The 23,954-nt window shown below is 66.9% G+C and carries 20 protein-coding genes; 11 read left to right on the forward strand and 9 right to left on the reverse strand.

The features are described from left to right. Window positions 1-4 precede the first annotated feature (4 nt). Window positions 5-1,558: a class I adenylate-forming enzyme family protein gene (locus NRB20_RS13845; protein ID WP_319944874.1), complete on the reverse strand. Its 1,554-nt coding sequence runs from the start codon at window positions 1,556-1,558 to the stop codon at window positions 5-7. A gap of 125 nt (window positions 1,559-1,683) precedes the next feature. Further along, complete coding sequence (locus NRB20_RS13850) at window positions 1,684-3,105, reverse strand: MDR family MFS transporter (protein ID WP_406603823.1); 1,422 nt, start codon at window positions 3,103-3,105, stop codon at window positions 1,684-1,686. A gap of 629 nt (window positions 3,106-3,734) precedes the next feature. Here NRB20_RS13850 and NRB20_RS13855 point away from each other — a divergent pair. After that, complete coding sequence (locus NRB20_RS13855) at window positions 3,735-4,622, forward strand: helix-turn-helix domain-containing protein (protein ID WP_153410520.1); 888 nt, start codon at window positions 3,735-3,737, stop codon at window positions 4,620-4,622. Window positions 4,623-4,628: 6 nt separating this feature from the next. On the opposite strand, the gene NRB20_RS13860 is transcribed toward NRB20_RS13855, so the two are convergent. The 3 genes from NRB20_RS13860 to NRB20_RS13870 form a co-directional block, all read right to left on the reverse strand. Then, entirely contained in the window at window positions 4,629-5,075 is a 447-nt protein-coding gene (locus NRB20_RS13860; protein ID WP_153410776.1) for a GtrA family protein, read from the reverse strand. A gap of 196 nt (window positions 5,076-5,271) precedes the next feature. Beyond that, the gene (locus NRB20_RS13865) at window positions 5,272-5,907 is read right to left on the reverse strand and encodes a DUF6461 domain-containing protein (RefSeq protein ID WP_153410521.1); all 636 of its coding nucleotides are present in this window, start codon (window positions 5,905-5,907) and stop codon (window positions 5,272-5,274) included. A 97-nt stretch (window positions 5,908-6,004) separates the two neighbouring features. After that, complete coding sequence (locus tag NRB20_RS13870) at window positions 6,005-7,288, reverse strand: glycosyltransferase 87 family protein (RefSeq protein WP_153410522.1); 1,284 nt, start codon at window positions 7,286-7,288, stop codon at window positions 6,005-6,007. Window positions 7,289-7,411: 123 nt separating this feature from the next. On the opposite strand from NRB20_RS13870, the gene NRB20_RS13875 reads away from it, so the two are divergent. The 3 genes from NRB20_RS13875 to NRB20_RS13885 all read left to right on the forward strand — a co-directional run bounded on the left by NRB20_RS13875 (window position 7,412) and on the right by NRB20_RS13885 (window position 11,476). After that, window positions 7,412-8,752, forward strand: a complete 1,341-nt coding sequence (locus NRB20_RS13875) for a purine-cytosine permease family protein (RefSeq protein WP_153410523.1) — start codon at window positions 7,412-7,414, stop codon at window positions 8,750-8,752. 25 nt (window positions 8,753-8,777) lie between these two features. Then, on the forward strand, window positions 8,778-9,848 hold the full coding sequence (locus NRB20_RS13880; protein WP_153410524.1) for a phosphotransferase enzyme family protein: 1,071 nt from the start codon (window positions 8,778-8,780) through the stop codon (window positions 9,846-9,848). Between the two features lie 185 nt (window positions 9,849-10,033). Next, window positions 10,034-11,476 (forward strand): amino acid permease, encoded by a 1,443-nt coding sequence (locus NRB20_RS13885; RefSeq protein WP_153410777.1) that lies wholly within the window; start codon window positions 10,034-10,036, stop codon window positions 11,474-11,476. 30 nt (window positions 11,477-11,506) lie between these two features. Here NRB20_RS13885 and NRB20_RS13890 read toward each other — a convergent pair whose 3' ends face one another. Beyond that, complete coding sequence (locus NRB20_RS13890) at window positions 11,507-12,082, reverse strand: hypothetical protein (RefSeq protein ID WP_153410525.1); 576 nt, start codon at window positions 12,080-12,082, stop codon at window positions 11,507-11,509. A gap of 323 nt (window positions 12,083-12,405) precedes the next feature. Here NRB20_RS13890 and NRB20_RS13895 point away from each other — a divergent pair, with 323 nt between their 5' ends. After that, window positions 12,406-13,728, forward strand: a complete 1,323-nt coding sequence (locus tag NRB20_RS13895) for a lipase family protein (protein WP_319944875.1) — start codon at window positions 12,406-12,408, stop codon at window positions 13,726-13,728. Window positions 13,729-14,126: 398 nt separating this feature from the next. After that, the gene (locus NRB20_RS13900) at window positions 14,127-14,414 is read left to right on the forward strand and encodes a hypothetical protein (RefSeq protein ID WP_153410779.1); all 288 of its coding nucleotides are present in this window, start codon (window positions 14,127-14,129) and stop codon (window positions 14,412-14,414) included. Window positions 14,415-14,500: 86 nt separating this feature from the next. On the opposite strand, the gene NRB20_RS13905 is transcribed toward NRB20_RS13900, so the two are convergent. Then, a complete protein-coding gene (locus NRB20_RS13905; protein WP_153410526.1) occupies window positions 14,501-15,124 on the reverse strand; it encodes a DUF305 domain-containing protein in 624 nt (207 codons plus the stop codon). Between the two features lie 91 nt (window positions 15,125-15,215). Then, window positions 15,216-15,386: a hypothetical protein gene (locus tag NRB20_RS13910; protein ID WP_153410527.1), complete on the reverse strand. Its 171-nt coding sequence runs from the start codon at window positions 15,384-15,386 to the stop codon at window positions 15,216-15,218. 286 nt (window positions 15,387-15,672) lie between these two features. On the opposite strand from NRB20_RS13910, the gene NRB20_RS13920 reads away from it, so the two are divergent. The 3 genes from NRB20_RS13920 to NRB20_RS13930 all read left to right on the forward strand — a co-directional run bounded on the left by NRB20_RS13920 (window position 15,673) and on the right by NRB20_RS13930 (window position 20,738). Next, complete coding sequence (locus NRB20_RS13920; protein WP_194289842.1) at window positions 15,673-16,401, forward strand: hypothetical protein; 729 nt, start codon at window positions 15,673-15,675, stop codon at window positions 16,399-16,401. A 290-nt stretch (window positions 16,402-16,691) separates the two neighbouring features. Beyond that, window positions 16,692-18,584 carry a serine/threonine-protein kinase gene (locus tag NRB20_RS13925; RefSeq protein ID WP_194289843.1) on the forward strand — a complete coding sequence of 631 codons (1,893 nt, stop codon included), beginning with the start codon at window positions 16,692-16,694 and terminating at the stop codon, window positions 18,582-18,584. Window positions 18,585-19,304: 720 nt separating this feature from the next. Continuing rightward, window positions 19,305-20,738 carry an MDR family MFS transporter gene (locus NRB20_RS13930; RefSeq protein ID WP_319944876.1) on the forward strand — a complete coding sequence of 478 codons (1,434 nt, stop codon included), beginning with the start codon at window positions 19,305-19,307 and terminating at the stop codon, window positions 20,736-20,738. A gap of 7 nt (window positions 20,739-20,745) precedes the next feature. On the opposite strand, the gene NRB20_RS13935 is transcribed toward NRB20_RS13930, so the two are convergent. After that, window positions 20,746-21,417 carry a hypothetical protein gene (locus tag NRB20_RS13935; RefSeq protein WP_227833486.1) on the reverse strand — a complete coding sequence of 224 codons (672 nt, stop codon included), beginning with the start codon at window positions 21,415-21,417 and terminating at the stop codon, window positions 20,746-20,748. A gap of 312 nt (window positions 21,418-21,729) precedes the next feature. On the opposite strand from NRB20_RS13935, the gene NRB20_RS13940 reads away from it, so the two are divergent. Together NRB20_RS13940 and NRB20_RS13945 are read left to right on the forward strand one after the other, a co-directional pair. Further along, window positions 21,730-22,884: a class I SAM-dependent methyltransferase gene (locus tag NRB20_RS13940; RefSeq protein ID WP_319944877.1), complete on the forward strand. Its 1,155-nt coding sequence runs from the start codon at window positions 21,730-21,732 to the stop codon at window positions 22,882-22,884. A gap of 156 nt (window positions 22,885-23,040) precedes the next feature. Next, on the forward strand, window positions 23,041-23,892 hold the full coding sequence (locus tag NRB20_RS13945) for a Bax inhibitor-1/YccA family protein (RefSeq protein WP_319944878.1): 852 nt from the start codon (window positions 23,041-23,043) through the stop codon (window positions 23,890-23,892). Window positions 23,893-23,954: the final 62 nt, after the last annotated feature.

Consider the following 23,954-nt stretch of genomic DNA (forward strand, 5'->3'; position numbering starts at 1 on the left):
CAACTCAGGTGAGGGCGTCCTCGAGGATCAGGGTGCGTAGCCGGCGACGGTCGAGTTTGCCCGATGGCAGGGTGGGGATTCGGTCGCTCGTGGTGACGAACCAGCGGGTCGGGACCTTGTAGGCGGAGAGTTGTGCGCGGGTGCGGGTGGGTAGGGAGTGCGGGTCGATGTCGGGGGTGGCCGGGATGACGACGGCGCAGACCTGTTCGCCGCGGGTGGGGTCCTCGATGCCCAGCACTATGCATTGGCGGACGTCGTCGAAGGATTCGACGACGGCTTCCACTTCGCGCGGGGAGACGTTCGCGCCCGCCGATTTGATCAGTTCGCTGGTGCGGCCGACGTAGAACAGGCGCGGGTCGTCGGTGACGCGGTAGACCAGGTCGCCGGTGTGGTACCAGCCGTCGGGGTCGAAGACCTCGGCGCGTTCGCGTTTGTTGTAGCCGCTCATGACGCCGGGGCCGCGGATGAGCAGTTCGCCGACGCTGCCGTCGGTCGCCTCGGCGCCGTCCGCTGTGACGACGCGGATCTCGGTGTACGCGAAGCTGCCCGCGGTCTCGGTCAGGCTGCGGTGTACCGGAAACTGTTCCGGCACACCGGCCATCGCGATGTCGAGCGGTCCGTCGCGCAGCATGGGCGCGCTGGACAGGTCGCGGTCGGCGAAGGTGGGGTGCTCGCGCAGGCGCTGGGTGAACGCGGGCCAGCCGATCACCCCGGCGGCGCGTTCGCGTTCGATGAGATCCAGTCCGGCGCCGGGTTCCAGGCGCGGCAGGACCAGCAGGGTGACCGGTTCGTGCAGCGCGCCCGTCGCGGCCAGCACACCGCCGATCCAGAACATCGGCATCGCGCACAGGATGCGCGGCGTGCCCGCCACCCCGGTGACGTGCCGGATCGCCGCGGGCCAGGTACTCGTCTGCCGGACCAGCGTCCCGTGCGTGTGCAGGACGCCCTTGGGGTCGGCGGTGGATCCGGAGGTGTGGATCATGATCGCGGGATCCGCCGGTGAGACCTCGTGCTCGACCGCGGCGAGGATCTCCGGCGACACCGCGGGCAGGTCGTCGCTCCAGCGGGTCGCCCAGGTGCGGGCCGGGTCGTCGGTCAGGACGATTTCCCGCAGATACGGCGTGTCGGGCAGTTGCAGCACGCCCGCCGTCGCGGTGGCGAGTCCGGGCAGCGCCTTTTCGAACGTCTCGGCGGTATCGGTGGACAGGATGCGGCCCGGCGCGACGAGCAGCTGAATATCCGCCAGCCGCAACACCTTCCGGATCTCGGCCGGTGCGTACATGGTGCTCAGCGGCACCGCCACCGCGCCGATGCGGCCGATCGCGAGCCACCATGTCACCCATTCGGGACCGTTGGTGAAGAACAGTCCGATCCGCGCGCCCTTACCGATGCCCTTGTGCAGCAGCCGCCGCGCGATAGCGGCGGAACGTCGATCGGCCTCGGCGTAGGTGAGGCGATCGTCCGTGGTCACGACGTACGGTTCGGGTCCGACCGCCCGCACGCAACGTCGAAGTAGTTCGGGGATGGTCGAACCCGGTTCGACGTCTGAAACGGACACCCGATCAGCATAGAGCAGGATTCTCTTATTTGGAGAATGTAATTTCTATGAACTGATTCCCCGGATGCGAATGCCGAGGGGCGCGAGACAATCTCGCGCCCCTCGGCGATATTCTGTGGCTCGGATCAGTCGTCGACCAGTTCCGTTGTGGGGGAATCGGATTCGGCCAACTCCTCCAGTGGAGTATTACCGGACCGGTTCGGCAGCAGCACGGCCGTGACGATCACCAGCACCGACAACCCGGCCGACACGACGAACGCCCACTGCAACCCGTTCAGATTCGCCGCGATCGGGTCGGTGCCGTGCGCGATCAGCGAGGTCGCGCGACTGGACATCACCGTGATCACCAGTGCGGTACCGAATGCGGCCGCGACCTGCTGCAAGGTGCCGAGCATGGAACTGCCGTGCGAGTACAGATGTTCCGGCAGCGCGCCCAGGCTCAGCGTGAACACCGGCGTGAAGGCCGCGGCCAGCGACAACATCAGCAGGATGTGCAGCGCCAGCAGGATCCAGTACGGCGTGCTCAGCGACAGCTGCGTCAGCCCGGCCAGCGCGGCGGTGATGCCGATCGAACCGGGAATCACCAGGATGCGCCCGCCGAATCGGTCGAACACCCGCCCGATGGTCGGTCCGAGCAGGCCCATCGCCAGGCCGCCGGGCATCACCAGCAGACCGGTTTCGAGCGGGCTCAGATGCCGCAGGTTCTGCAGGTACAGCGGCAGCAGCATGGTCGCGCCGAGCATCGCCAGGAATGCGATCGACATCAGGATCAGGCCCTTGGTGTACGCGCCGTGCGTCAGCGTGCGCAGATCCAGCAGCGGAGTTCCATTGCGCTGCAACATGATCTGCCGCCAGACGAAGGCGCCGATCAACGCGATTCCGGCGACCACGATCGACACCGGCTCCACCACGCTGCCCTGGCCGAACAGGCTCAGCCCGTACACCAGACCGCCGAATCCCAATGCCGCGAGCACCACGCTGAGCCAGTCGATCGAGCCGGTCTCCGGTTCGCCGATGTTCTCCAGATTCCGCAGCCCGAACCACGCCACGCCCGCCGCGATCGGCAGCACCAGCACGAAAAGCCAACGCCAGGAAGCGATCTGCAACACCAGACCGGAGATGACCGGACCCATGGCCGGCGCTACCGAGATGGCCAGGGTGACGTTGCCCATGACCCGGCCGCGATCGCGTTCGTCCACCACCGTCATCAGTGTGGTCATCAGCAGCGGCATCATCACCGCCGTGCCGCCCGCCTGGACGACGCGTCCGACCAGCAGGAATGCGAAGGACGGCGAGACCGCCGCGATCGCGGTCCCGGCCAGGAACACGCTCATCGCGATCGCGTAGGCGCGGCGAGTGCTGACCCGCTGCAGGAACCAGCCGGTCACCGGAATGATCGCGGCCATGGCCAGCATGAACGCCGTGGACACCCACTGCGCGGCGATCTCGGTGACGTGCAGATCGGTCATCAGGCGCGGGATCGCGTTGATCATGATGGTCTCGTTCAGGATCACCACGAAGGTCGCCAGGACCAGGAGCCGGATCACGACCGGCGTCCGCCGTTTCGTTGGACGAACGTCTAGTTGGGCGGACATCGGGTTACCTCCGGAGCGACTATCGGGCGTTGAACGACGGGTGGCCCGATGCCGGAGATCCGGCGGGTGCTCTCGGAGCCACATGAGTACGGACGGGGTCGATTCCCTCAACTCATCGGTCGCGCGAAAGTATTCCAGCGTCGGCCGGTCGAGTCACTCGATTTTTTCGGTTGCGGGGGTGCGCTCCCGCGTTGCGGGAGGGGCACGCGTCCCGGTTCCGCCGGGGCGAATCGGGTCGTCCGCGGACCGCGATCCGAGTCGTTCGGAACGAGGTCGGAATCGTCGAGGACGATGGTCGGGGTTTCGGATCGAAATCCCGCAAGGCGCAGCGCAATTGCCGATATGAGTCCGGAAGATGCAGTGCCGCAACGAATTCGGTGTCCGAATATCGCACGATGCTCTCCTCGTGGAGTTCGTCCGGTTTCGCCGACATGACATCTCTTGGGACGGTGAGGGGTTCGACCGGGATTCGACTCCCCACCTCGCCGGGCTATAACATGGACACCCGACGCGGTGCTCTACACGACCGGTGGGGTGCTGCCACGCCATCGCCGGGACCTTCGACCAATCGGAGCAGATTCATGGCCGCAGAGTTCTTCCGGATCTCGGGCTTGGACCATATCGTCGCCGAACGTGGCCCGGTCGCACTGCGGATCATGGTCGGGGGACAACTACGCAAGCTCCGTCTCGCGGCCGGTATCGACGCGGGGCGGGCCGGCGCGCACATCCGTGGTTCGCACGCCAAGATCAGCAGGCTCGAACTGGGGCGTACGAGTTTCAAGGAACGTGACGTCCGGGATCTGCTGGCCATGTACGGGGTGTTCGAGGACGCCGAGGTGCAGTCCTTCCTCGAGGTGGTGCGCCGGGCCAACCAGCCCGGGTGGTGGCATCGCTACAGCGATCTGATGCCCGCCTGGTTCGAGACGTATCTCGGGCTCGAACACGCGGCGTTGTCGATCCGGACCTACGAGGCGCAGCTGGTGCCGGGGCTGTTGCAGACCGAGGCGTACGCCCGTGCGGTGGTCGCGCTCGGACATACGAACGCCGAGACGGGACGTCGGGTGGAGCTGCGCAAACGTCGTCAGGAGCTGCTCGAGCGCGAGAGTGGCCCCACGCTGTGGGCGATCGTGGACGAATCGGTGCTGCACCGACCGGTCGGCGGCGCGAACGTACTGCGCGCCCAGCTCGAACATCTGCTGTACATGTGCGACCACACACACGTCACCATCCAGGTGCTGCCGTTCTCCGCGGGCGGGCACGCGGCGCTGGGCGGTTCGTTCACCATCCTGCGTTTCGCCGAGCCCGAGCTACCCGACATGGTCTACACCGAGCAGCTGGCCAGTTCGCTGTACATGGACCGTCCGGACGACGTGGAGGACTACCGTCGCGTCATGGAGCGGGTCAGCCTCCAGGCCGAAACCCCCGACCACTCCCGCGAGATATTGCGCGCGGCGGCCGCACAGCTCTGACCGGCGTCACCCCGGCCGCCGGAACACCACCCACCGCATCGCGCAGTACATGAACGCCGCCTCGCAGGCCCCCGAGACGAGGCGGGCCAGATGATATTCGACGCCGAGCAGCGACAGTCCCGCCGATATGCCGAGGATGAAGGCCAGATAGTTCACCACGACGACGGCGATGTACACCGCGAGCTGCGGCCCCACCGCCGAATGCGAGCGGAAGTTCAGCGTCCGGTTCAGGACGTAACTCACCCCGAACGCGCACGCGTACGCCACGGTCACCGCGACCGGCACCGGCCAGCCGAACCCGCTGCGCATCACCGTCAACAGCAGCAGATCGAGCCCGAACGTCGCGCTGTTGATCACCCCGAACCCCAGAAGTGTCGGTGCCACAACGGTATTCAGCCCGAACGGCAGCCGCGCGACCACCAGCTCGCAGGCGCGATGAAACCGCTCGACCATCCGACCCGATTCCGTCTTCGCCACAGCGTGCACGTCGCCAAGCTGCCAGGGCGAGGTTGTGGGCGGGTGATCAGTTTCCGAACGGAACTTGAACTGCGCCGGTGATCGCGACTCACCCGCCGATTCGGTGGGAATCATGAGCACCGCCGAAACCGAGGTCCGGCGGCGTGAGTCGGCCGGGGCGGGGATGTTCGGATCATCCGAAAGGCGTTACCAGCAAAGGGATTCGGCGTAGGTCGTCGAGGGTGTAGACGCCCGCGAGGGCGCTGATCGCGCGCATGCAGACGGCGAAATCGGCCTCGCCGGGCTCGAGGTAATCGGCGGGGACGGTGCCCGCCGCCTCGAACGCGGCGCGCAACTCGGGCGGCATCTCGGGGAGGTCGGTCTCGAGGACCAGGTCGTCGACGTTGACCCAGAGGACCTCCTCGCCGTCGACGCAGTACAGCAGGCTGGCATCGGCGTTGATGGAGAAGTAGCTCATGGCCGCGACCCGCCCGTCGGCGGACAGCGCCGCCACCTCGTCGGTGGCGCCGAAATCGTCGTAGACGAAGGTCCATTCGCCGATCCGCCCCGCCAGCAGCGCCGCCGACGCGTCACCCATCGCCGCACCGAGCGCCGCCTGCGGCAGGGACATCCGCTCCGGCTTGTGATCCGGTAGCTCGCACGGCCGGAACAGCCGCGACTTCGCGCCGAGCGCCTCCAGCGCCTCGGCCGGTTCCAACCCCTTCACCACGTGCACACAGTGATTGGGATCGTCGTGCTCCAACCCGCTGATCCAGAGCGGAAAGCCTTCGTCGTCAAGCGTATTCGGCGCAAACCCCGGCGTACTCATACCGTCCTCATCTCTCGGTTGACCGGGACCATACCGAAAGGGTGTGACATGTTCGGCTCGGCCGATCCGAAGGCCGTGTCGCAGGACGGTATTCGGCTCAGGCCTCCGCGGCGGCGCGGGAACGCAGGTTGCGGATCGACGGGGGCAGCAGCGGTTCGGGGTTACGGGGTGTGACCAGGACGTACCACGCGACGAGCAGCACGCTCAGCCAGACGTAGGTGTCGCCGTAGATGTGTTGCCAAGCGGTCCAGGCGAATTCGCGGTTGTTGTCGCCGGGGAGTTGGTTCTGCGGGCCGATGACGAAGATGGTGGCGGTGGCCAGCGTCACCGCGTACCAGATCAGCGCGGTGCGGAGCGGAAGCTTGGTGGCCGCGCCGACGGCGGCGAGCAGCGCGGGCGCGATCCAGACCCAGTGGTGGGACCAGGAGATGGGGGAGACCAGCAGCGTGAACACGGCGTTGAACGACATCGCCAGCGGCGGATTGTCGATCGCGCGGCGCATGGCGGCGACGACCAGGACCAACAGCACCAGACTCAGCGCCAGCCACAGACCGGTGAAGGCGGGTTCGGGAACCTGGAGCCGCGCCAGCACACCCTGGATCGACTGATTGGTGTGGAACGCCGAACCGCTCAGCCCGGACACGTTGCCCATACCGCCGAACCAGTACCGCATCGACTCCTGCGGCATCGCCGCGAAGGCCAGCGCACTGGCCACCGCACCGGTGACCGCGGCGGTGATGGCGGCCTTGTAGTCGCGGCGGACCAGGAAGTACAGCACGAACGCGGCGGGGGTGAGTTTGATCGCGGCCGCGAGACCGACGCCGATGCCGCGCTTCCACTTCGGATTCTCGGTCAGGCAGTCCGCGGCGACCAGCACCATCAGGATCAGGTTGACCTGACCGAAGTCCAGCGTCGAGTGGATCGGTTCGAGCAGCATGCCCAGCGGGGCCGCGCAGGCCGCCGCCCACAGCACCGTCTCGGTGCCGCGATAACCCCACAGGCGGCGCGCGGCCAGATAGATCGTGATCGTCATCGCGAGCGTCGAGACGACGAAGAAACTGATGTGCGCGGCATCCCACGGCAGCAGCGCGAACGGGCCCAGCGCGATCGCCGCGAACGGCGGATAGATGAACGGCAGGCTGATGTCCAGCGTGGTCTTGGGCAGCGACCCGTACATGTCGACGCCGTGCATCGCGGCCTGCACCCCGAGCCGGTACACCTGCAGATCGATGAATCCGCGACTGATCGGCGTCAGCGGCCACGAGGGATGGGCCAGCCACAGCACCGAAACGGTGAGCAGGGTCGGCGGAGCCAGCCAGGCGACACGCCTCATGCGGCGGGTGGCGGGCTGCGGACGCGCGGAGGCCGTGACACTAACCATCCGGTAAGAGGTTACCTGCTGCCCACCGCCCCCACCGAACCCCGGTCGGATCGATGGCCCGACCCCGACCGTCCGACGTAGGGTCCCCGGACGAAGGCGCGCGGCCGTAGCATCGAAAACGCTATGACGATCATCCGACCACGGCGACGGACCGATGAAGCGCCGTTGGTGCTGACGACCGAGCCGCCGCGCAGCCTGTCCTTCGCCGATCAGACGGCCTTCTGGGCCAATCTCGGGGTGAGCCTCATCGGGTTCACCGGGGCGGTGTACGTATTGCAGCCCGCCGGGCATCCGCAGTTGCCGCTGTTGGGTGCGCTGCTCGCGACGATTCTGGGGACCGTGCTGGGCACCGCGATGGTCGTCGCGGCCGGGGCGGTCGGGGCGCGCACGGGCGCACCGGCGATGGCGAATTTCCGCGGACTGTTCGGGACGCGGCTGTCCTATCTGCCGACCGTCGCCAATATCGTGCAGTGCGTCGGCTGGGGTGTGTACGAACTGACGGTGATCGCGGGTGGCGTGCTGGCGCTGACCCACGGACGGGTCGCGCACGCGCCGGTCATCGTCGCGGCGGGTGTGCTGTGTACCGCGATGTCGATCTGGCCGTTGCGGGTGCTGCATATTCTGCGTCGGTATGTGACTGTGGCAGTGGCGATTTCGATGCTGTACTGCACCGTGCAGCTGTTGCGCAATCCGCTGCCGACGGTGCACGGGACGTCGTGGAGCGGATTCTTCCCCGGGGTGGACACCGCGTTGGCGGTGGCGGTGTCGTTCGTCCCGCTGGCCGCGGACTACACCCGGCACGCGCGGTCGGCCCGCGCGGCGTCGGGGGCGGCGATGCTGGGATATTCGGTGGCGCAGACCTGGTGCTATCTGCTGGGCGTGGTCGCGTTGATCCAGGTGGGCGGCAATCCGGATCGGATCTTCGACACCTTCCTGGGCGTCGCGGCGGGGTGGGTCTTCTTCGCGGTGCTGGTGTTGCGCGAATTGGATCAGTCCTTCGCGAACGTCTACTCCACGGCGATGTCGCTACAGAATCTGCTGCCCCGGGTGGACCGCCGGATTCTCGCGGGCGCGGTCGGCGCGCTGGCGACCGTGCTGGCGTTGGGCGTGCACGACTTCACCGGATTCTCGAATTTCCTGCTGCTGATCGGGTCGGTGTTCGTGCCGCTGTCCGCGGTGCTGGTGGTGGACTACTTCTTCGGACGCGGGCGGCGCGGCTGGAACCTCGACGACGACGCCCCGGCCCGGCCGTTGATGCTGCTGCCGTGGGCGCTGGGTTTCGCGGTGTACCAACTGCTCAATCCCGGTTCGATCGTCTGGTGGGCCCGGCTGTGGACGCATGTGCAGGACGCGCTGGGCGTACATCCGGGCTGGTGGTCCTCGGCGTCGCTGTTCTCCTTCGTCGTCGCGGGCCTGGCCACCGGTGTGCTGGTGTTCGCCGAACGCCGCCTGACCCGTGCGTGAGGGTGACGATCATCGGGTCTTCGGGATGGGGACCTCCCCGACCGCCGAGCCCGACTGGCCGCCGCTGACCATCGGGGAGATCAATGATGTTCTGCGGGAACATGATTCGCGTTGTTTCCCGGCCGTAGATATCGAATGGCGTAGTCCGCGTCCGTTGTCCACGACCGCGCTGGTCCGATGCGCCGATGGTTCGGAGCAGGTGGTCAAGCGCGTTCCGGTGGGGCTGCGGGATGCCGGCGCGCTCGCCGAGGAACATGCGTTCATGGATCATCTTCGGGCGCAGGAGATCCCGGTTCCCGAGGTGTGGTCGTACTCGGGTGCGGAGTTCAGCTATGAATTCCAGCTCCCGGGCGCGGGAGAAGATCGGTACCGGGACGCGTTCTCCTGGTCGCCGTATCTCTCGGATGCGCACGCCGCCGCGTCCGGTGCGATGCTGGCCCGAATACATTGTGCCGCCGAGGGTTACGATGCGCCCGCCCGCCCGCTGCGGCCGTTGTGTTCGACGCTCTGCGCGGATCCGGTAGCGGCGGTCGAACGTCATCTCGCCGCCCGCCCCGCACTCGCGGAATTCCTGGCCGAACGAGACTGGCGCGCGGATCTGCGCGCTGCCCACGCCCCCGGCGCGATCGACCTCTCGGGCCTGAAACCGCTGTGGACACACAATGATTGGCACGGCACCAACCTGCTGTGGCACGGCGACGAGATCACCGCGGTACTCGACTTCGGCCTCGCCGACCGCACCACGGCGGTCTTCGACATCGCCACCGCGATCGAACGTTTCGCGATCGACTGGCTGGCCCCCGGGCGCGGCGAACCGGTCCGCGTGCACACCGCGCAACTCGCCGCATTCCTGCGGGCCTATCGTGAAATTCGCCCGCTCACCGCCCGCGAACGCGCGGCGCTGCCCGAAATCCTTCCGCTCGTCCACATCCATTACGAACTCTCCGAGATCGATTATTTCCGCTCGGTCCTGCCCCGCCCGAATCGCGAAAACGCCGAAATCGCTTATCGCAGCTATTTTCTGGGGCATCTGCAATGGGCGGCATCCGCACCGGGCCGGGCATTGCGCGAGTTGGCGGGCGAGGTTTCATGCTGATTCCCCATCATGGCGGCAGTATGGAGACCCAGGTCACATATGCTCAACTGAGTTCGAGCCGGGAGTGAGCGCGTCGCGTCGGCGGCGCCGAGGGAGGAGTGACGTTGGGTATCCGCGGTGAGCAGGACCGGCCGGCGCCGGGACAGCGGGCGACCTCGAGCACACCGGCCGGGCGCTGGGCGGCGTTGATCCGCACCAAATCGGTCGAACAATCGATCCGCGACACCGACGAACCGGACTCCAAGCTGCGCAAGGACCTCACGGCCTGGGATCTGACCATCTTCGGCGTGGCCGTGGTGGTCGGCGCGGGCATCTTCACCCTCACCGCGCAGACCGCGGGCGGCGTCGCCGGGCCGTCGGTATCGCTGGCCTTCGTCTTCGCCGCGATCGCCTGCGGGCTGACCGCGCTGTGCTACGCGGAATTCGCCTCGACGGTCCCGGTCGCGGGTAGCGCCTACACGTTCTCCTATGCGACGTTCGGCGAGCTGGCCGCGTGGATCATCGGCTGGGATCTGATCCTGGAATTCGCGCTCGCCGTCTCCGTGGTGGCCAAGGGCTGGTCGCAGTATCTGGGGCAGGTGATGGGGTCGCACAGCCCGATCGCGCATTTCGGGTCGGTGTCCTTCGACTGGGGCGCGGTGCTGTTGATCGCGGTGCTCACGGTGCTGCTGGCGATCGGCACGAAGGTGTCATCGCGGGTGTCGGCCGTGGCGGTGGCGATCAAACTCGCCGTCATCGCGGTGGTGGTCGTGGTGGGGCTGCGGTATTTCAAGGCGTCGAATCTGACCCCGTTCATTCCGCCCGCCAAGCCGGGCAGCGCCGGATCGGGTATCCACCAGACGCTGTTCTCCTGGCTGACCGGGGCCGGGAACAGCGAATTCGGTTGGTACGGGCTGCTGGCCGCGGCGAGTCTGGTGTTCTTCGCGTTCATCGGATTCGACGTGGTCGCCACGACCGCGGAGGAGACCAAGGATCCGCAACGCAACGTGCCGCGCGGCATTCTCGGCTCGCTGGCGATCGTGACCGTGCTGTACGTGGTGGTCTCGCTGGTGCTCACCGGCATGGTGCCCTACACCGATCTGGCCGCGAAGGACGCGACCCTGGCCACGGCCTTCGCGGTGCACGGGGTGACCTGGGCGAAGAACGTCATCTCGATCGGCGCGCTGGCGGGCCTGACCACCGTGGTGATGGTGCTGTTCCTCGGACAGACCCGCGTGCTCTACGCGATGGCGCGGGACGGGCTGCTGCCGCGCGGCCTGGCGCGCACCGGCAGCAAGGGCACGCCGGTGCGGATCACCGTGATCGTCGGCGTGATCTGCGCGGTGCTGGCCGGTTTCGTGCAGTTCGGCACGCTCGAGGAGATGGTCAACATCGGCACGCTGTTCGCCTTCGTGCTGGTCTCGATCGGCGTGCTGATCCTGCGTCGCACCCGGCCGGAACTGCCGCGCGGATTCCGGGTGCCGCTGGTTCCGGTGATTCCGATTCTGGCTGTGCTGGCCTGCATCTGGCTGATGTTGAATCTGTCGGTGGAGACCTGGTTGCGCTTCGTGATCTGGATGATCGTCGGGTTCGGGCTGTATTTCACCTATGGTGTGCGGCATTCGTTGTTGCGCAAGGTTTATCGATGACCCTGGAGTGAAAGTCCCTGCCGCCGTGCGTTATCGGGCGGCGGGGAACTCCTGGAAGACCGGCGGGCGGCCCAGGTTGCGCTGGGGAATCGTCTCACCGGCCGCGTGCGCCGCGCGGGCCAGGGCGCGGGCGCGTTCGAGCTGATCCAGGATGCTCTCCCAACCCGGGTGTGCCGCACCGGTTCCCGGCTTCTCCAGCAGATCGCGATGGATGCGCAGCAGGGTGCGGGTGACCTCGGCGGTGTAGGCCGCGGCGGCCAGCGGGGGCGGGGCCGAATCGAGTTCGCCGTAGAGTTCGGCGATGCGGTCGGTCAGCCAGTACGCCTCGAAGTGCGCCTGACCGTAGAGGTCCTCGCCCCGCACGGTGACGGCGCTGGGACCGGCGGCGCGGGCACGATCCTCCAGGCTGCCGACGTCGGGCGCACCAGCCAGGGAATCCCGCAGTTCCGCGCCGACCACCCGGTACAGCAGCCCCGCCAGCATGGCGTGTTCGACCCCGGTGCTGTCCACGCCGGTCATCGTCCGTTGCCACACCTGCTCCTCGACGGCGTCGGTATCGGCGTGCAGAATCGCCAGTGCCGCGCGGAGCTGTCCGTTCGTAGCCATGAATACCTGCTTCCCCGCCGTGTACCAGGCGCACTTCCACTCGACGGGGCGGGGACCGCCCTGTCGTCCGAAAGGCTACCTTTTGGCTAACAATTTTCCTATACGTTCGGGGAGTTGATTTCCGGGGCGTCTAGGGCCTAAAGGCCTGATCTAGGGTTGTATTGACGTTCTGTCGGGGTTGTGCGGCCCGGCTGCTGTGGGTGCTGTGTGATTGCTGTCCGATTCGGGAAGTTCGGTGTGGGGTGGATTTCGGGCCGCAGTGGTCCGGTCGGGAAGTCGATGTGTACATTCGAGCGGCGGTTCGTCGGTGATGGAGGTCGGTTGTGCGAGGGTTTCGGCCGTTGCGGCCCGATCAGGATCCGTTCTACCGGCCGCCGGCCGGATTCGAACATCGGGCTCCGGGGGAGCTGCTGCGCAGCCGGGTGGTCGAGTTGGCCGTGTTCGGCGTTGTGCCGCTGCGGGTTTCGGCGTGGCAGCTGCTGTATCGCACCTCCGATCTGAACGGCGTGCCGGAGGCGTCGGTGACCACCGTGCTGCTGCCGCGCGGGGCCGTGCCGGACGGGCGGCGTCCGCTGATTTCGTTCCAGTGTGCGATCGATGCTCTTGCGCCGCAGTGCTTTCCGTCGTACGCGTTGCGCCGGGGCGCGCGGGCGCTCGGGGCGATTCCGCAGTTGGAGGTGCCGCTGATCGCCGCGGCGCTGGCGCGCGGGTGGGCGGTGTCGGTACCCGACCACGGCGGGCCCGGCGGGCGGTTCGGTGCGCCTCGGGAGCCGGGATACCGTGCGCTGGACGGGATTCGGGCCGCGCTGGCCTTCGGGTCGCTCGGGCTCGACGCGGATACGCCCGTGGCGCTGTGGGGGTATTCGGGTGGTGGGCTGGCGACGGTCTGGGCCGCGGAGGTGGCCGCTCGATACGCACCGGAGCTGGCGATCGTCGGCGCGGTGGCCGGATCTCCGGTCGGTGATCCCGGCTCGGCGTTCGTGCGATTGAACGGGACGCTGTTCGCCGGATTCGCGATGGTCTTCCTGGCCGGATTGCGGCGCACCTATCCGACGCTGGAGCCGATCGCGCAGCTGCGGGTTCGCCCGCGATATCTGGATATGCTCGCGAAAGCCGAAGTGGGAGTGACACTTCCGTTGCTCGCCCGGTTGGCGCGGCGGGATGTCGGCAGATATTCCGATCTCGATGTCGACACGCTGCTGGGGCTGCCGGAGATGCGGCGGATCATCACGGACATCCGGCCCGGGGTGGTGGCGCCGACGATGCCGCTGCTCATCGTGCAGGGGGTCAACGACGAGATCATCGCCGTCGCGGATATCGACGCGCTGGTCGAGCGTTACGTCGGCGCGGGCGCGCGGGTGGAGTACCTGCGTGATCGGTTCAGTACGCATTTTCTGTTGCAGTTCATCGCAATTCCCACCATGCTCGACTGGATCGCCGATCGTCTCGCGGATATTCCGGCTCCGAGCGGGACGCGCACGGTGCGGTCCGTCGCGGCGAGCCGACGGGCGTCCCGGGGGCACCGCACCATGGCCCGGCTCTCCGCCCGGCTGCTCACCGGTCGGCCGATCCGATCCGAACCCCTTGTCCCGCAAGTGGATAGGGCAGGTCAGCACCCGGACGCCACCCGGCTGACCGGAAGCTGACCACTCGCGCGGGATCGGTACCGCATTCGCTCGGTCGATTGCATACGCTTCCGGCGGCACAACGCCGGAGGCCGCCTCTCCCATTCGTGGTGTGCGAGGAGAGGTTCCGTGCCGCGGCGGCGACACGCTGATCGGCGAATCGGGCCGGGTCCTCGCGAACCGTCGAGGCGACGGTTAGATGTGAAACATCAGCTGTCGGTCGGCGGGGGTCGGTGGCAGCGTTTCGGCCTGCCTGCCGGGCGATTTGGTGTGTCCGCGTGCGCGGAGGCCGGCAAATGCGGTTCAATGGTGGAGATCGACGAGTTCTACCTGCATGCTCCCGCCGCTTCTGAGCGACATTCGGGCGGGTGGTCACACCAGCATCTCCTCAGCATCCCGAGAGGACAACGAACGTGAGCATGGTTCTCGCCGCACACGAGATGTACACGACTGTGCTTGCCCAGGTCGGCAATCCCACTCCGGAGACACCGCCGGCGGCGGACAAGCTACTCAAGATGGTCCGGTATTTCACCTGGTTCGTACTGCTGTCCGGCGTCACGGCGATCACCTACGGCGGTGGCCGGTTCGCCTGGGAGAAGTGGAGTGGCGGCGGTCTCGAGTCGCCGAAGATGATCGCGGGCGCGATGATCGGCGGTGGTGTGGCCACCAGCGCCGGAACCATCATGAACGCCGTCATCGGCAGTTGATCGAGCCGCTCGTGCCCGGTTGAGGCGGGCACGAGCGAACCCGAACGGAGGTCCCGGTTCCGGGGGACCTTCCTTCGAGTACCCGATCAGCTCTGCGTCATACCCCGCATCTGCTGGATCTCCGCCTGCTGGGCGGTGACGATGCCCTGTGCCAGCGCCTTGACCTCGGCATTGCTGCCGCCGGACAGTTCGGTGTTCGACATGGTGACCGCGCCCTGGTGGTGTTCGATCATCATCTGCAGCCACATCTTGTCGAAGGCCGCGCCCGACGCCTGCCGCAACGCGGTCATCTGATCCTGCGACATCACCCCGCCCATCGGGTGATCCATGGTGGCCGACGGAGCCGGTTTGCCGAAGCTGTGCAGCAGCTCGGCGAATTTCGTCATCTCGGGTGCCTGTGCCGCCTCGATCTTCGAGGCCAGCGCGATGAGCTGCTGATTCTGCGACCGGCTCGGCACCAGCTTCGCCATCTCGACCGCCTGCGCGTGATGCGGATACATCATCTGCAGGAAGGTCACATCGGCGGCGTTGAAATCGGTGCGCGTGGCCGCGGCCGAACTCGTGCTGCTGGGGCTCATGCCCGGCATATCGGCCATCTCGTGGGTCGTTCCGGAGGCCGAACTTCCCGAATCGCTGCTACAGCCCGCGACGAGCAGCGCGACGGCGATTCCGGTACCGGCCAAGGTGATTCGTGCACGTGAAGTGAACATGGTTGTACTCCTGGAGAATTGCGAGTGTCGGAAATTTCTGATCCGGAGAACCCGTGTCCGCGTGGCGATTCCGCGCCGACACGGCGGACCGTCAGATCCGCAGAATCGACAATTCGGCCAGTGTGAGCGTCATCCGAGGCGGCGGCCGCGCATCCCGCACCACCCACCCCCGCACCGCCCGCGTCCCCGCCCCCGCATCCCCACCGACCCGCCCCACCAACGCCAACCCGAGCAACAACACGAGCGCGGTCAGAATGAACACGCAAGCATGCATCCCACCCATCCCACAACAGTCCCCCGCACACATCCCCATCCAGCCGCCGGCCATCATCGCTCCGAGCGCCGTCACCGGACTCGCCGAGTGCGGCATTCCGAATGAGTCCGACATGCTGGCCGCCGCCACCGCATTCGTCGTGCTGACCGGGTGGTGCTGCGTGACGAGCATGCTCGAGGTGCTCGGCGTTCCGGCCGAGTTGGTCACCTGCATCGCGCTGACCGGGTGATATTGCCTGATCAACGCGGCGGAGGCGTTCGGTGTTGTGTGGAAGGTGATCGCATTCGGCGCGTCTGCCTGGTGGTGCTGTGCGACACCCGCCCCTGGCGCGATCATTGAGGTGTTCGGCGTCCCTGCCGAGTTGGTCATTTGCATCGCGGTGCCCGGGTGGTGTTGCCCGAACGACGCGGCGGAGGCGTTCGGTGTTGTGTGCGAGGTGATCGCATTCATCGCGTCTGCCCGGTGGTGCTGTGCGACGCCCGCGCCTGGCGTGATCATTTCGGCCGCCGCCGGTGCAACGGCTGATGCGTTCGTGCTCTCGGTAAGTGCGGACCGCGCCGATGTGACGCTGACCGATCGCTGGTCGCCGGGGGTATTCGCTGCACCATTCGAAGTGGCTGTCGGCATCGTCGTTGCCCGACGGTTGGCGCTGGAGTGTGAGGTTTCCTGGCTGCTGATCGGTTGTGGCGCAATGTATCCGGCTGAACCAGCTGCTGGCGATGCGTCAGTGACCGAGGGTGGTTCGATCGGCGGATTCACGGTGCCGTATGCCGTTGGCCGAGGGGGTGTCATCGTCGATGCGCCGGGAGTGGTCATCGACATCCCGGGGTGGTGGGGTGTGGTCGACGAGTGGGGGAATGGTTGTGCGGCAATGGGTTCGGGGGTGTGGGCGGCGACGAAGGTGTGCATGAGCATGATGCCGAGCAGTAGCGTGAGCAGGCCCGCCGACCGGACGTATCCGGTGGCGAGGTGTTGGGGCCGGGGGCTCACGGGGACAGTGTAGCGATTGTTTGATACCCCCTGGTGGTATGCCCCTGGATTGGGGTCCGGTGGCCGGTCGCGGGTGGGGGATGCCGGGGCGGTGTGCCGGATAGCGTTCGTGTGGGTGGGGCTGGCGGGCGAGGAGGTCGCGGCCGCATGTCGATGAATTCCGCTCGTGCGGGTCGAGGTGGGGTGGGGGCTGGGAATATGGGCGGCGGTCAGGGAGGCGGTGGGTTAGATTCTGTGCGTATTGCGGCGATGCGCAGGCGGCACGCAGGGTGTCGGATTCGCTGGGTGGTGACGGGAGTCGGGGTGGTTCTGCAAGCGGGGACGGTGTTCGCTGAATTCACCGTCGAACGTCTCATCGGTGTGGGTGGGATGGGGGCGGTCTATCTGGCGCGGCATCCGCGGATGGAGCGGCGGGTCGCGTTGAAGGTCGTCAACGACGGGATCGCGGCAGATCCCAAGGCGCGCACGGCATTCGATCGGGAGGTGGCGCTCGCGGCCGGGTTGGATCATCCGAATATCGTCGCCGTCTACGACCGCAGTGGGCCGGACGATCCGGCGCTGTGGCTGTCCATGCAGTACATCGAGGGCGGTGATGTGAATGCGCTGCTGGCCTCCGCGCCGGGCGGGTTGCCCCTCGCGCAGGCGATCGGCCTGATCACCGATGCCGCGCGGGCCCTGGATTACGCGCACGCGCAAGGGCTGCTGCATCGTGACGTGAAACCGGCGAACCTGCTCATCGAACGCGGGGAACGGTTGCTGCTCACCGATTTCGGCATCGCGCGCACCCTCGACGACACCCGCACGATATCGGCGGTCGCGGCGACGCTCGCCTACGTCGCGCCGGAACGTTTCGCGAATCTGCCGAGCGATCAGCGCGTCGACGTCTATTCCCTGGGCTGCACCCTGTTCGAATTGCTCACCGGCAGAACGCCTTTCCCGTTCACCGACCAGGCCGCCGTGATCGCGGCGCATATGACCGCGCCGCCGCCGGTCATCTCCGAGATACGGCGCGATCTGCCGCCGGGGCTGAACGCGGTGATCGCGACCGCGCTGGCCAAGAATCCGAACGAGCGTTACCGGACCTGCGGTGATCTCGCCGTCGCCGCATATCAGGCGGTGATTACGGCGCAGTGGTCCGCCGCCCCGGCGATGATGTCCGCGCCGCCGCCGGGTCCGTTGCCGCCGGGTCCGTTCATGGCGCCGCCGCCGAATCCGGCCGGGCGCGGGAAAGTGGGTCGGCGACTGCTCATCGCGGGAGGTATCGCGGTGCCGGTGGTCGCCGCTGCGGCCGCCGGGATCGTCGCTCTGAAACCATTTGCGCGGCAATCGGATTCGGCCGCCGACTCCGACGCGGAGTCCACGCGGTTGCGTGCCGACGCGCGCGATGCGGCACTGGCCGGAGCGCGCAAGGCGGCGACGGTCATGGGCACCACGAATGCCGACGATATGGACGGCACCATCGCGGCCATGAAGTCGGTCCTCACCGGTTCGATGCTCGAGCAATTCAACACGTCGGCCGAAGAGTTGAAGCAGATCGCGGCCACCGCCGGAGTGCACAGCTCCTCGACGGTGCTGTGCGCCGCACTGGCGAGTCTCGACGATGGACTCCAACATGCAACGGCCGTCGTCGTGCTGGAATCCACCCATACGCCGCGCACCGGTGCGGCGACCATCGATTCGATCGCTATGCGGATGGAACTGACGCATACTCCGGACGGCTGGAAAGCGAACAGCATCACAGCTCCGTCGACCACCTCGAACACGACCACGAACCACCGGACCGCCGCCCCCACGCCGCCGACCGGCACATCCAACGCGGCCTTCCTCGACACCGCCGCCACCGCCGCGGTCAAATCCGCGGGCGTCGCGGCCCTGACCGCCCTCTTGCAGCATCGCGCCGCCGATATCGACAACTTCGCCGCCGGAGTCCGTGCCGTCACCACCGCCGACGCGTACCGGAAACTCACCACCACGATCGACACCGTGGTCACCGCCGTCCGCACGTCCCACCAGGACACCACCGCCAAGATCGACCCGGTCGGCCTGACCCGCCTGACCGCCGACCGGGCCGAGCTGCTCTGCGGCGTGGAGGTCACCGCCACGAACCCGTCCACCACCCAGTACAGCTCCGTCACCGTCCAGATGCAGAAGCTCTCCGGCCACTGGCTGCTCTCCGACCTCCCCAACACCTACTGATTTCGAGCACACGCCCACCGCCACCGCGCGGGAGATGCCACCCCACTGCCCAGGTCGAGTCCCATCCGCCGCCCTGCAACGAGTTCTGGGGGACTGTCTGATATCTGGCTCTTGTCCATATTCAGTGGTCACGCCGATCCGATGGTCCGCGTCGGCGGCGCATCACGATCGCTGTGCGAAATACCCCTTACGACAAGATCGTTCACGCCGCATCCGAGCCTGCGGAATCGGAGGTCGTGCCGAGACTACCGAATGTGCTCCAGAGCCGAAAGCGCGACAGCGCCAATTCCGACCCTCCCGCTCTGGGCGTTCGACATTGTGTGGCAAAGGATTCGGTACCGCAGATACGGCGTCCGCGATGTGATGCAAGCCGGGATTCCGGTTCAGGAACGCCTCGAGCGCGGGCTGATCGGTATCGACGATCCGCGCTACCCGATCGACCACCCACGAGAGATGATCCACCGAACCCAGTAGCGAGTCCTTGTTCCGTTGCAGCCCTACCGGCGCGATCCCGAATGCTGCTGGCGGTGTCAAAGTCTGTTGGTGTGCAAAGTTATTGGATCAGCAATGGTGCTTCGTCGAGGTCTGTTCCAGGGGTGATGGCGGCCGGGGGGCTTCGGGGTGGGGATGGTTCATCGCTCAGATGTTTCGGGTGGATGGAATATCGGGGGCGGTGGGGCGTTGCATCGGACTGTCGGATCGGATGAGTGAGGGGACAGTGTGGCAACTGTGACGCGGGCGTCCATCGGATTGCGGTCCGAGCGGGGGCCGGTGCTCGGGGCTTTGATGTTGGCCACTTCGCTGGTGGCGTTGGATTCGACGATCATCGCGACCGCGGTGCTCACGATCACCGACAGTCTGGGCGGGTTCGCGCAGTTTCCCTGGTTGTTCTCGATTTATCTGCTGGCGCAGGCGGTTACGGTGCCGATCTACGGGAAGCTGGCCGATACCTTCGGGCGTAAGCCGGTGATGCTGTTCGGGATCGGGGTGTTCGCGCTCGGGTCACTGCTGTGCGGGCTGGCGACGAATATGGTGGGGCTCATCATCTTTCGGGCCGTGCAGGGGATCGGCGCGGGGGCGGTGCAGCCGATGTCGATGACCATCGCCGGGGATATCTACACGCTGGCGGAGCGGGCCAAGGCGCAGGGGTATCTGGCCAGTATGTGGGCGTTGTCGTCGGTGCTGGGGCCGCTGCTCGGCGGGATCTTCTCGCAGTATCTGAGCTGGCGCTGGATCTTCTTCGTGAATCTGCCGCTGGCGGCGGTGGCCGCGTGGATGCTGTGGCGCAGTTTCCGGGAAACCGCACCGCGCCAACGCAATCGCATCGACTACCCGGGTGCCGCGCTGCTCGCGCTGGGGGTCGGCGCGATCATCCTCGCCCTGCTCGAGGGCGGACAGGCATGGGCCTGGGATTCGCCGACCGGTATCGCGCTGTTCGTCGGCGGCGGCGTCGCGCTGGTGCTGTTCGGGCTGGTGGAATGGCGTGCGGAGCATCCGATCCTGCCGCTGTGGGCGCTGATCCGCCGGGTGGTGGTGGCGGGCAGCCTGGTCTCGATGCTGGTCGGTGCGATCATGCTGGGCCTCACCTCCTATGTGCCGACCTACGCCCAGGGCGTACTGGGCGCGGACGCGCTGATCGCCGGACTCACCGTGGGCGCGCTCACGCTCGGCTGGCCGCTGGCCGCCTCCCAATCCGGCCGGATCTACCTGCGGCTCGGATTCCGCAGTACCGCGCTGATCGGTTGTGTCCTGGCCACTTTCGGCAGCGCCTCACTCCTGCTGCTCACCGCGCATTCGGCACTGATCGAAGTGGCGGCGAGCTGCTTCGCGATCGGCGTCGGCATGGGACTGACCGCGAGCCCGACCCTGATCGCGGCACAGAGCAGCGTCGACTGGACCGAACGCGGCGTGGTCACCTCCACCAATATGTTCGCGCGTTCGATCGGCAGCGCGGTCGGCGTCGCGATATTCGGCGCACTGGTCAACGCGCGCGTCGGGCACGGCAATCACCCGACGCCCGCGGCGCTGACCGCCGCGGTGCACTGGGTGTTCCTCGGCGTGACCGCGATGGCCGTGGTCATGCTGATCGCGGCCGCCGGTATGCCGAAGGGACGCCCGGTGACCACCCCCGAACCGGCCCCGATCATGGACTGAGCGCGGCTCAACCCTTGCTCTGTTGCAGCGTCAGGATGCGGCTCACCGCCTCGGTATCGTGGGTCGCGGCGTCGTACAACTCGGCCATATCCTTTTTGAGCGCCGTGCGAGAATCACCGTCGAGATACACCATGTGACCCGACGGGTAGAAACGAATCGTCAGATTCTTGCGCACATCCGCATTCTCCAGCGGCATCTGCTGGAGATCCAGGACGGTCCGGTAGCAGGGCGTCACGAAATCGTAGAATCCGTTGGCGGACAACACCCGCAGATCGACATTGATCGCCATCAGCGCGGCGAGATCGGCCGAGGTGTTCAGCGGGCCGGTCTGTTTGGCACCGGTGGGGTCGGTGTGGGTGAAATCCCAGCCCTCGAACACCTTCGTGTTCAGATCGGTGTATTCCGAATTCGAGGTGAATTTCAACTGCTCGTTCAGATAGGAATTCCACATGGCGGTGTAGACGCCGGAGACCGCCGCCATAGTCGGATCGTTGCCGCCCGCGGCGGGATCCACCTCGCCGGCGATACCCGAATCGATGGCTGTCACCCGGCCGTCGTAGGCGCCGAGGGCGAGTTTGCGATCCTGCAGCAGCGTCGTCAGGAACGGGTAGCCGACGGCCAATTTCCACGAGGTCAGCGTCGCGACATCGATACCGGTGTACTCGGACAGCTTGGTCACCAGCCTACCGAGCCCCCAGCGTTCCGGCAACAGCGACTTTCATGGCCAACAGCGTTGTGCGGCAAGACCTTCCGAGAGGTCTGTGCAGTGGCTCGCCGGGGTCGCACACCTTGGAGCGCGCGGCCGGTGCGATCCTCCGAACGACGCGCGGCGGACATTGTGAGGTATTACAGCTTCGCGTCAGCAACCCTGCCCCGACGCGACCCGCGGAACCGCGATCGACGGCCCGCTGTTACCCGTGAGACGGATGGTGGACAGGTCAACCACCGGGGTCGGCGCGACGGCATGGCAACGATCTAGCACACTGTAGGGGTGCAGGAGGTCGACGACGTACTGGGCCGGTTGCGGCGATACCCCGATGTGGAGGCGGTGAACCTCTATGCGGTCGATGCCGCCGACCGGCTGATCCTCGATGTCGCGGCCGATGCGTTGGCCGCGGCGGGTGACGGCCGCGTCGCGGTGGTGGACGACGGGTACGGCGCGCTCACTCTCGGCGCGATCGCCGCACACGATCTGCGTGGCGTGCGGGTGCATCAGGATCTGCTCACCGGTGAACTCGCGTTGTCGCACAACGCCCGTACCGTCGCGCTGGCCGACCGCTACGTCACGCATCCGCTCGGTCGTGAACTGCTGGACGGTGTGCGGGTGGTGCTGCTGCGACTGCCGCGCGCCTTGTCCGGATTGGCCGAGATCGCCGACGCCGTAGCGCGTTACGCCGATCCGGAGGTGCAGGTGTTCGCCGGGGCCCGCGACAAGTATCTGACCCCCGCGATGAACGAGGTACTGGCCGAATCGTTTTCGTCGGTCCAGGCCAGCCGCGGGCGGCAGAAGTCGCGGATCCTGTTGGCGCGGCAGCCCAGAACCGTGGGCGAACCGCCGTATCCGATTCGCAAGCAACTCGGCGAACTGGATCTCGAGGTGGTCGCGCACGGTGCGGCGTTCTCCGGCCCGCGCCTGGATATCGGCACGCGTTTCCTGATCGAACATCTGCGGCGGATGAAACCCGACGCCCGCGACGCGATCGATCTGGGCTGCGGCACCGGCATTCTCGCGGTCGCGCTCGCCAAGGCGCGACCGCACGTCACGGTGATCGGCACCGATCAGTCCGCGGCGGCGGTGGCCTCGGCGCGCGCGACCGCGACGGTGAACGGCGTCGCGGATCGGGTGCGGGTGGTGCGTGACGACGCGATGTCGGCGGTGCCGGACAACAGCGCGGATCTGGTGCTGTGCAATCCGCCGTTCCACATCGGGGCCGCGGTGCACACCGGTTCGGCGATCAAGATGTTCACCGAGGCCGGGCGGGTGCTGCGGCCGGGCGGGGAGTTGTGGACGGTCTACAACTCGCACCTGAACTATCGCGGTGTGGTGGAGCGTTTCGTCGGGATGACCGATGTCGTGGGGCGCAATCGGAAGTTCACGGTGACCCGGTCGGTGCGGGGTATGCGGGACGGTCGCCCGGACCAGTAGCTCGGGCACGGGACCGTGCGGGTGGAATTTCCAGCCGGTACAGTCTGATTTGTCCGATTCCTGTCCGGTTGGGAACTTGTCTTCCACGCGACACGTTGGATACTCAGAACGGCCACGATCGCCGTGGACCGCGACTTCCGGAAAGGCACGAGAACGGTGCGCACTTCGAGCAACCCGATCTTCAAAAACCTGCCGCAAAACCAGCGCGGCGGCGGCTACGCGAGTTTCGGTTCGCCGACCGCCCCGCCCTTCGATCAGTACGGCCAGCCCTATCAGCAGCCGTACCAGCAGCAGCCGTATCAGCAGGCCCCGGCCACCCGGCCGATGACCATCGATGACGTCGTGACCAAGACCGGCATCACGCTCGGCGTGGTGACTGTCATGGCGATCATCTCCTACGCCCTGACCTCGATGAACAACGGGCTCGCGGGCATCTTCGTCGGCGTCGGCGCGCTGGTCGGCTTCATCCTGGTGATGGTCGCCACCTTCGGCCGCAAGCAGGACAATCCGGCCATCGTGCTCGGCTACGCCGCCTTCGAGGGGCTGTTCCTGGGCGCGCTGTCGTTCGTCTTCACCAATGTGAAGTTCGGCGGCGTCGGCGGTGCGAGCCTCATCGGTGAGGCCGTCCTGGGCACCTTCGGCGTGTTCTTCGGCATGCTCGTGGTCTACAAGACCGGCGCCATCCGCGTCACGCCGCGCTTCACCCGCATGATGGTCGCCGCCATGATCGGCGTGCTGGTCCTGGTGGTCGGCAACCTGATCGCCGGTTTCTTCACCCCCGGTGGTTTCGGTCTGCGCACCGGCGGCCCGCTGTCGATCGTGTTCAGCCTCATCGTGATCGGTATCGCGGCGTTCAGCTTCCTGCTGGACTTCGACGCCGCCGACCAGCTCATCCGCGCCGGTGCGCCGGAGCGGGCGGCCTGGAGCGTGGCCCTGGGCCTGACCGTCACCCTGGTCTGGCTGTACATCGAGATCCTGCGCCTGCTGAGCTACCTGCAACGCAATTAACGCGGTACCGCACTGATCCACACAACGGGTGGTCGCCGATCCGGCGACCACCCGTTGGCGTT

The sequence above is a fragment of the Nocardia macrotermitis genome (assembly GCF_009604405.1).
Lineage (GTDB): Bacteria > Actinomycetota > Actinomycetes > Mycobacteriales > Mycobacteriaceae > Nocardia > Nocardia macrotermitis.